Genomic DNA, 6,718 nt, shown 5'->3' with positions numbered 1-6,718 from the left:
CAACCGCACCGCCAACGCATCCACGACTGAACATCATGCAACACAGCCGATCTCGACGCGCAGGTACCGAATCACATCCATGTGAGACACGGTCTTAGACCGAAGAAAGGACACCGACCCCAAATTCCGCGAAGTAGACCACGAGACGGTCGAACTCACTTCAACCAACATTCGATGGATCACGCCTGAGCTGTGAGCAGCCACCCGAGACGTGGATCGCTGGTATCAGCAGGCGGCGGTTATATCCATGGAGGTGTACACCCGCGAGAGCAACGCGCGCAGTTGTTCTCGCTCTCCGGACTCGAGCGTGATGAAAAGACGGTCTTCGGCTTCGCACTGTGCTCTTTCGGCGGCGGCGAGACGTACTCCGCCGAGTTCGGTCAAAGTGACGAAATGGCGGCGTCTATCCTGAGGATCACGAGTTCGCACGATCAGCCCGTCTCCCTCCAAGGGATTCAAGTGCGTAACCAGAACACTCGCGGCCACATTCATAGAGGTGGCCAGTTCACTCTGGGGGATCGCGTTCGCCTGGTTCTTCAACAAAACCATCAGCTGGAACTGCCGAGGCGTCAATCGCTGCGCAGTGTGCGCCTCACGCAAGCGATTCATCGCAAGCTGACCTAACAGCGCCAGGAGCAACCCCGGTCGCACGTGCTCATCGACGCCGATGCGATCGACAGCTCGTTCGTGCGCCTCAGGATCCACACATCAATCATAGCGGAATATGAATCATGTAGGCTTCTACACGATTCGTCCACCGAAGGGTCAAACTGCCGACCGACGCTCCGCGTCGAGCGGACCCCTCCCACCTACTGGACGAACGGAAATCAGCGCTCGAAAAGGGAAAATGATGCGGATCACCGTCTTTGGAGGTACAGGTCCTACCGGACTGCTGTTGATCGACTACGCCCTCACCAGTGGACACGAGGTCATCGCCTTCGCTCGCACACCATCGAAGCTGCCCGACCATGACCGCCTCACCGCGATCGAGGGCCGACTCGATGACGATGCCGCCATCAACGAAGCCGTGCACGGGAGCGACGCGGTGCTCAGCCTGCTCGGCCCGGGGACCAAGACCGACGACGTCCCCCCGCTGATCACCGGCTACCGCAATATCGTGACGGCAATGCGCGATCAGAATGTCGACCGACTCGTCGCACTGGGCACGCCGAGCATGACGGACCCGTCCGACAGCAGAGACTTCAAAGTTGGATTAATGGTGAAGGGTATCCGAACCTTTCAGCCTGTTGCCTACGACGCCATTGTGAAGATCGGACAGATAGTCCGGGATTCCGAACTGGAATGGACGCTGGTGCGTGTCCCACTGCTGACCAATGGGCCCAAGACCGACACGATCAACGTGCGCGCGGTCGGCGACAGGGGCGGCGTACGTCTGTCCCGCACGAACGCCGCCGCGTTCATTCTCACGCAAGCCGCAGACCCCACCTACCTTCGCCGAGCACCATTCATCAGCGACAAATAAGGCGACACACGCTCAACACCTGTCACTCGTGGGCATCCATCGTGGCCACAGTTCGAGCATCGTCCATCACAGCACCGCGTTCGAGCGCCAGTGTGGAAAGTAGCTACCCCGACCGCAACTTCGGAATCGCGATATCGATCGTGCCGACTCGGGTGTCGAAATCGCGGTGCCGATATCCATTGCGGGAGTTGATCCTCTGCTCGCTGCGTTTCGCCGTATTCGGAGCCACACGCGGATGGTTGAGCAGACCCGCGGCGGGCGCCTCCGTACCAGCAGATCGGTGCCTGTCGGCGGAACGTGAAACTTGGCGTTCCGTTGACAGTGCCGAGGCGCCCGCCGGGTCCGCGCTCGTCCCAGCAAGCGACCCACGAGCGTCGATAGCCATACTCGGCCACCCGGCAGGATCGGGACTCGGCCTGGTTCATTTCACTTTCATGGCGAGATGGGTCGCGAAGAACTATTCGATGCGACGCCACGCGTCAACCGCGTAACGCCGCCCGCATGGTGGGCATCAGGCATCCCTGTTCCCGTCATCGGCGAACAGATCGGGTAGCAGCGCGAGATATCCTGCACGCGAGAGCCTTTCGGTCTGTCGCAGCATGATGGCGTCAACACCGGGAACGCCTCGTGCAACACCACCACACCAGGCCAGGCCAGGGCCCGTCCCCTTTCGGGCGTGGCGAGATTGCCCCACAGACGCCCCGAGCCGCCGGATTCGGCACTCGACCGGGGAAGGATCGATACGGTCCAGACCGTCACGGAAGCTCCTTGACCGAGGCGACCCATGGCGATCCCTTAATCATCTGAATAATTATATTTCCAATTACATCAATGTACGCATCGCGCGCGTCCGACCGACGACTCCAGAGGTGGGCCACCGCACCGGCATCCGACAAGGGTCTTGCGATATCCAGCGCCGGATTGATACTGACCATCACTCGACACCTGCGGCAGCGACATGGGATACCAAGGGGCACTGGTTCATTGACCAGCCCTGGCCGCCCTTCCTTATTGTCTATGCGACCTGTGTCACATACTATTCGACTAGTTAGTTGATCCCTACTGGTCCGGAGAGGAACAGCCATGGCCACGTTCTCGAGCTTCCACGAGACACGAAGTCGTCTGGAAAAGCTGATAGCCGACACCGAGGCACCGCGATGGCGGTTGGGACTCGAAGACTTCCTCCAACACTGGTGGGCCGAGGTCATCGGCGATCTCGACGCAGCGATGGCGGCGTTCGAGTCGGATGTGGTGTTTCGCACCTACGGCTCGATGGGCACCTCCGAGGAATTCACGCTGGAGCAGCGCAAGGCCGTGTACCAGGCCATACAGGATGCCGGAATGTGCGCGGGCGGATCCTGGGACAACGAGCGATTCTATTTCGGCGATGCCGGCATCTCGATGGACGCGACGTGGACCTTCGTGCACTACGGCGCGATGCTCGCGGATCATCCGGAGCCGGTGGACCCCGGCGCTCTGTACCTCGTACAGCGCCCGCTCAACCTGCAACTGCCGTTGACCGAGGAGGGCCATCTCGTGGGCGAGATCCTCTACGCCGGCCATCCGAGCTTGGTAGAGCCCATCGATCCCGCTCGCAAAGATGATCTCTTGGGGAGTCTGAAGTGACCCCCATCTCGGATCGGCTGCGTGATGACCCATCGCCCTGTCTACCCGATGGGACCGCCGTCTCCAGCCTCATCGATCCCGACCGGCGCGAAGTCTCGATGCGAACACTGGTCGACCCGGACGTGTACCGGCTGGAACTACAGCGACTGTTCGGTCGCACCTGGAGTGTTGTCGGACATGTGACCGAGGTTCCCGATACAGGCGATTTCGTTACTAGATACATCGGGGAGGACCCGGTCATCGTGGTGCGCGATCGATCCGGAGACATCCAGGTATTGTTGAACGTCTGTCAGCATCGCGGGATGCCGGTGTGCCGTTCCGAAGCGGGCACCGCCACCCAATTCCGGTGCATCTACCACGGTTGGGTCTACGACGAACAAGGCAAATTCCTCGGCTCACCCGTAGCCAAGCAGGAGATGCACGGCGATATCCTCTCCAAGAGCGAACTCGGTCTGCGTCAGGCACAGGTCGGCACGCACGCCGGGCTGATATTCGCCACTTTGGACAAGCAGGCACCGCCGCTCGACGAGCATCTCGGAGAGATGGGCTGGTACCTGGACCTTTTCTTCGGCATCAGCGAGTCGGGATTGGAAGTCGTCGGGCCGCCCCAACGGTTCACCATCCGTGGCAACTGGAAACTCGCCGCTGAACAGTTCGTCGGGGGCGACGGCTACCACGCGCTCTCATTGCATCGGTCGCAGTTCGACCTCGGATTGCTCGGCACCACGGAGGCCATCACCGCGACCACCGCACCGGGCATGGAGGGGCTCGATGTCTCCTTCGTCCACGGGCATGCCGTGCGGTGCTCGTATCTGGTCACGATGGACACCAGCATTCCAGCACTGGATCGGCTCGCGATTCTGCCTCCCGCCGGTATGACACCGGAAATGGTTCCGGCGCTGGGCCAACACCTCGACGCGGACCGGATAAGGGTCCTCGCGGAAGCACGACCGGTAGTCGGGGGCATCTTCCCGAACACCGCTCTGTTCCGCTTCCCATTCCTGAGTTCGGACGGAGAACTGGCCGGGGTAGTGGGTTTTCACACCTTTGTTCCCAAAGGTCCCGATGCGGTGGAATTCTGGCATTGGTCCTTGGTCGAGCGTGATGCGCCGCCGGAGTTCAAGGAGAAGATCCGGCGCACCACCGTGCAGACGGTGGGAACCAGCGGCCAGATCGAACAGGACGACGGCGAATGCTGGCCGGCCATGACCCGCGGCGCGCGCGGCGTTTACGCCGCTGAGCAGACCCTCAAATACCAGGCGCTACAAGGCGAAAGCAAACCGGCGGACTGGCCGGGGGGCGGCATCGTTTCGGAGGGTTTCACCAAGGACGACGGCCAGTGGTACTGGTGGCAACGCTACTTCGATTATCTGACCGGGAAAGTGTGAAACATGATGGCGACCGACACCTCGCTCGACACCCATCCGGGCATGACTGCGGACGAGCGAATCCGGGCGGGCGACCCGCTCCACGCCGAATTGCACGAATTCCTCGACGATGAGGCGGTACTGCTCGACAACGACCGGCTCACCGAATGGTTGCGCACCCTCGCCGAGGACCTGGTGTACCGAGCGCCGGTCAGGGTGACTCGCAACCGCGCCGAGGGCCCCGGCTTCTCGACCGGCATGGCTCATTTCGACGACACATACAGCTCACTCGTTCGACGTGTCAAACGCGCGACCGAATCCCCCAACGCCTGGGCGGTCGACCCGCCGTCCCGGGTACAGCGGCATGTGTCGAACGTTCGCGTCTATCGAAGCCGAGAGGCCGAGTACCGCGTCCTCAGTTACGTGCTCGCCGTCCGCAGCCACGCCGACGTCGCCACTCTCGACATCGTCTCGGCCGAACGCGACGATCTCGTGCGCCGCACGCTCCAGGGTTGGCGCCTGGCCCGACGGGACATCTATCTGGTTCAGTCGACCCTCGGAGTTCCCAATCTCGCATTCTTTCTCTGAATGACCAGACTGTCTCCGACGACGCCTACGAGACCGTGGCATCGTATACACGAACCGGCCGCCGCTGAATTTCAGCGGCGGCCGGTTCGTGTATCGTGCGGTACTCCCCGCTGGGTGGCGGCAGGGCAGCACAGCCAACCATCGATGCGTTCGGGTCCGCGGTCAGCGCCGCCTCAAAACGACCGGAACGCTCTTGTAGTCGTTGACGAGCACAGAAGGGTTGCGCGTGGGCGCGACAGGGATTTCCCAGCTCGAGAAGCGTTCGGCCAGGCCCTCGAGAGTGATTCGGATCTCGGCACGCCCCAGCGCGAGCCCGATGCAGCGATGCAGACCCCAGCCGAACGATAGGTGCTTGTGCGCATCTTTGCGGGTGATGTCGAATTCGTTCGCGTTTTCCCACACATCCTCGTCACGATTCGCTGCTCCGTAGAGCATCGCGACGAAGTCGCCCTCCGCGATCTCCTGTCCCCGGATGACAACCGGCTCGGTGGCCCGCCGTCCGAAGTGTGTGACGGGGCTGACCCACCGCAAGAGTTCTTCGGTCGCGCCTTGCGCCAGTGCCGGATTCTCGACCAACTTGGCCCATTGGCCGGGGTGCTCGGCGAAGGCCACCATAGAGCCGGAGAGGGTATTGCGAGTCGTCTCGTTACCCGCGGCCAGCACCGAGAAGCAAATGCCCAATTGGCTGGCTTCGGACAGGGGTTCGCCCTCCATCTCCAACTTTGTCACCTTGGACATCAGGTCGTCACGAGGATTCTGCTTGCGATCCGCCAGGCTCTGGATGAAGAAGGCATACATCTCCTGCATGTCCTTGGCCGCATTGGCGGTTTCCTCACCTTCGGCGAGCCCGCCCCCGATGAAGCCCATGAAGGAGTCGGTCCAACGACCCAGGTTGTCCCATTCCTCTTCCGCGACCCCAAGGAACTCTCCGATCACTTGGACCGCCAGCGGGACCGATACCGCGTCGACGAAGTCGACCGGTTCTCCCGCCGGAAGCTGGTCGAGCAGCTTGTTGACGATCGAACGCACCCTCGGTTCCAGGTCGATCATCAGCTTCGGTGTGAAGGCTGTGCCGAGAAGACGGCGAAAGGCGGTGTGGGTCGGCGGATCACTCATGAACGACACGCCGGTCTGCTGCGCCCCGCCCGGGTCCCGCTCTCCGATACGGTCCGTCCTGGCCGCTTCCGGAATGTGCAGGCCCTGGGTAGTTGTGAAGGGGGGGTTGGGCCGCAGTTCGACCCATGCGATGTCCTCGTGCTTGGACAACGCCCAGAACTGCCCGGCTTCACACCAGAAGACCGGCGCCTCCCGTCGCAGCCTCTGATATGTCGGATACGGGTCCCCCAGGAAGAACGCGGGGTCGTTCAACCGCGCCTCCGCAGCGAGATCGGCCGCAGTCGATTGAGTCTTCATCGTCTCTTATTTTCCCTTTTTCCGTGTGGACCGGCGACGAGCGGCACCGCGTGGACGCTGAGCTCGGCCATTCCGCAACTCCTGGCCGGAGATTCACCGGGGCAGTTCGAAGAACTGACACACCTGCTGCCACGTGCTCGATCCCTACGCGAGAGACACGTCACATATTGGCACGCCAATTATATACTACCGACAATGACAGAACCACCGCTCGACGACCACCGGACGAACCAGCTCGAAC

The 6,718-nt window shown here is 61.8% G+C and carries 7 protein-coding genes and 1 pseudogene; 4 read left to right on the top strand and 4 right to left on the bottom strand.

Annotated features, from left to right (window positions below):
• Positions 1 to 225: 225 nt before the first annotated feature.
• On the bottom strand, positions 226 to 705 hold the full coding sequence (locus DAT37_RS25990) for a MarR family winged helix-turn-helix transcriptional regulator (RefSeq protein ID WP_198654432.1): 480 nt from the start codon (positions 703 to 705) through the stop codon (positions 226 to 228).
• Between the two features lie 145 nt (positions 706 to 850).
• Here DAT37_RS25990 and DAT37_RS25985 point away from each other — a divergent pair, with 145 nt between their 5' ends.
• Positions 851 to 1,483: an NAD(P)-dependent oxidoreductase gene (locus DAT37_RS25985; RefSeq protein WP_157978702.1), complete on the top strand. Its 633-nt coding sequence runs from the start codon at positions 851 to 853 to the stop codon at positions 1,481 to 1,483.
• Positions 1,484 to 1,570: 87 nt separating this feature from the next.
• Here DAT37_RS25985 and DAT37_RS25980 read toward each other — a convergent pair.
• Positions 1,571 to 1,673 (bottom strand): annotated as a pseudogene (locus DAT37_RS25980) (transposase); the annotation flags it as partial.
• A gap of 565 nt (positions 1,674 to 2,238) precedes the next feature.
• Positions 2,239 to 2,418 carry a hypothetical protein gene (locus DAT37_RS44325; protein WP_157978701.1) on the bottom strand — a complete coding sequence of 60 codons (180 nt, stop codon included), beginning with the start codon at positions 2,416 to 2,418 and terminating at the stop codon, positions 2,239 to 2,241.
• Positions 2,419 to 2,566: 148 nt separating this feature from the next.
• Between DAT37_RS44325 and DAT37_RS25975 the strand changes: the two genes are divergently transcribed.
• The 3 genes from DAT37_RS25975 (at position 2,567) to DAT37_RS25965 (ending at position 5,064) form a co-directional block, all read left to right on the top strand.
• Entirely contained in the window at positions 2,567 to 3,109 is a 543-nt protein-coding gene (locus tag DAT37_RS25975; RefSeq protein WP_109527497.1) for a hypothetical protein, read from the top strand.
• 98 nt (positions 3,110 to 3,207) lie between these two features.
• A complete protein-coding gene (locus DAT37_RS25970; protein ID WP_109527496.1) occupies positions 3,208 to 4,497 on the top strand; it encodes an aromatic ring-hydroxylating dioxygenase subunit alpha in 1,290 nt (429 codons plus the stop codon).
• Positions 4,498 to 4,500: 3 nt separating this feature from the next.
• Complete coding sequence (locus DAT37_RS25965; protein ID WP_109527495.1) at positions 4,501 to 5,064, top strand: 3-phenylpropionate/cinnamic acid dioxygenase subunit beta; 564 nt, start codon at positions 4,501 to 4,503, stop codon at positions 5,062 to 5,064.
• Positions 5,065 to 5,226: 162 nt separating this feature from the next.
• On the opposite strand, the gene DAT37_RS25960 is transcribed toward DAT37_RS25965, so the two are convergent.
• Entirely contained in the window at positions 5,227 to 6,477 is a 1,251-nt protein-coding gene (locus tag DAT37_RS25960; protein WP_109527494.1) for a cytochrome P450, read from the bottom strand.
• Positions 6,478 to 6,718 lie beyond the last annotated feature (241 nt).

It is taken from the genome of Nocardia aurea, from assembly GCF_003123685.1.
Classification (GTDB): domain Bacteria; phylum Actinomycetota; class Actinomycetes; order Mycobacteriales; family Mycobacteriaceae; genus Nocardia; species Nocardia aurea.
Note: the sequence above shows the minus strand (reverse complement) of the source record. Positions and strands in the feature narration are given on the sequence as shown.